Genomic DNA, 2,086 nt, shown 5'->3' with positions numbered 1-2,086 from the left:
GGTGCGGTGCGGCGGTGCGGTGAGGTGCGGCGGTGCCGTGTGCGGGTGACGCGGGTGACGCGGGTGACGCGGGTGACGCGGGTGACGCGGGTGACGCGGGTGACGCGGGCAGCGTGCTGCCGGTGCGGGGGCTCGCCGGTGGTGCGGGCGGGCGGCAGATGGACCCGAGGTGCGCGGGTCAGGTGCTGGCGGCGAGTGCCGTGCCGGGTGCGGCGACCGCCGCGGGCGCGGAGTGCCGCCGGTGCGAGGCGGCCCGGTCCACCTTGCCGCTCGCGGTGTGGACGAGGGCGGGGACGACCGTGATCCGGCCGGGTACCAGGTGGGCGGGCACCCTGGCGCGGAGGTACGACAGGACGTCGGCGTCCAGGGTGCGGCCGGCCGCCCCGGCGCGGGGCACCACGTAGGCGACCAGCACCGAGCGCCCGGCGAGGGTCGCCCCGGCCACCGCGACGGCGGCCACGCCCGGGTGACCGGCGATGTGCGCCTCCACCTCGGCGGGGTCGACGCGGATGCCGCGCACCTTGACCTCCCCGTCCAGCCGGCCCTGGTGGGTGAGTACGCCGTCCGGTGCTTCGACGACCCGGTCGCCGGTGCGGAAGTACCGCTCGCCGTCGATGACGGTGAACCGGGCCGCGGTGGCCTCGGGGAGACCGACGTAGCCCAGCGCGACCGCGGGACCGCCGATGAGCAACTCGTCCTGCTCGCCGATGCGTTGCACCACGTGCGACAGTGCGCGGCCGATCGGTGCCCGCGCCGTGCCGTCCCACGCGGGCAGGTCGGCCGGGGCCTCGGGCCCGTGCAGGTCGACCGCGTGCGTGATCATGGTGGTCTCGGTGCAGCCGTAGGTGTTCACCAGGCGGATCCGGCCGGTGTCGAGACGGCTCCAGTCCGCCAGCCGGGCGGGCGCCGCGGCCTCGCCGCCGATGACGAGGGTCCGCACGCAGCCGGGCAGGGCGAGCCCGTCCTCGGCGAGGTGCAGCACGAGTTCGTGCCAGAAGGCGGTCGGCAGGTCGAGGACGGTGATGCCGTTGCGCTCGACCGTCCGCAGGAAGCGGGGGAAGGATCCGGCGTACGCGTCGTCGTCGAGGACGAGGGCCGCTCCGGTGGTGAGGGCCGGCAGGATCTCCTCGAAGCTGGTGTCCCAGTTCAGCGAGGCGAACTGCAGCACGCGGTCCTCGGGGGTGAGACCGAAGAGTCCGCGCAGCGAGTGGACGGTGGCGGACACCGCCCGCCGCGGGGTCGCCACGGGCTTCGGCTGCCCGGTGGAGCCCGAGGTGAAGAGGATGTAGGCCGGTGCGTCGGCCCGGTGGGCGCTCGGGGCGGAGCGCGGGGCCGGCACCGCGGGCGCGTCCGGTGCGGACGGACGGCCGTCGGCCAAGGATTGCGGCCGACCGGTTCCCGGGATTCCCCGCGGGGTCGCCGCGGAATCGTCGAGTGGGCCTAACTCCACTAATTCCAGGCCGAGTCGGGCCGCGGAGCCGGCCCCCGGCGCCACCATTGTGCGGCAGCCGGCCGCGGTCGTCATCGCCCGTTGCCGCTCGATCGGGAAGGCCGGATCGACCGGGCAGTAGGCGCCGCCCGCCGCCAGAACTCCCAACAGCGCCACGACCGTTCCCGGCGCGTGGGTCGCCTCCACGGCGACCGCGCCCGGCTCCGGCCCCAGGCGCGCTGCCAGGGTGATCGCCAGCTCCTGCAGCCGGCGGTAGCTCACGGCGCGGCCGCCGTGCACGATCGCCGGACGTTCGGGAAATCGCCCAGCGATTTCCGTGAACGCGTCAAACAGGTCGAAGGCGACCCCATTGACGCCTCGAATCTTTGACATGCCCGCCCCAAATTGAATGCTCGCGAGCGACTCCGCACTCGGCGAACCGGGACTCTACCTTCGAACATGCGTAGCCACAATGGTTGTTGAGTTGATCTGTGCGAGAGCTTGTGCTTGAAACGTGAACGGGTGTGGCCGCTTGCCGCCCACTCCCGCCCATTTGCCGGATCCGGCCCCCTTGGGCAACGGTTTCCGCTACTGAGAGCTGGAGTTGACGATCCGACAGCAGAACGGGGCCGGTTCGCGCCGGCCGGCACGGGCGAC

General features: G+C 73.7%; 1 protein-coding gene. It reads right to left on the bottom strand.

All coding sequences use genetic code 11. From position 1 onward, the window contains the following. Nucleotides 1–178: 178 nt before the first annotated feature. A complete protein-coding gene (locus tag ABZ641_RS34485; protein ID WP_359988283.1) occupies nt 179–1,822 on the bottom strand; it encodes an AMP-binding protein in 1,644 nt (547 codons plus the stop codon). Nucleotides 1,823–2,086: the final 264 nt, after the last annotated feature.

Source organism: Kitasatospora sp. NPDC007106, assembly GCF_040634455.1.
GTDB classification, from domain to species: domain Bacteria; phylum Actinomycetota; class Actinomycetes; order Streptomycetales; family Streptomycetaceae; genus Kitasatospora; species Kitasatospora arboriphila.
Note: the sequence above shows the minus strand (reverse complement) of the source record. Positions and strands in the feature narration are given on the sequence as shown.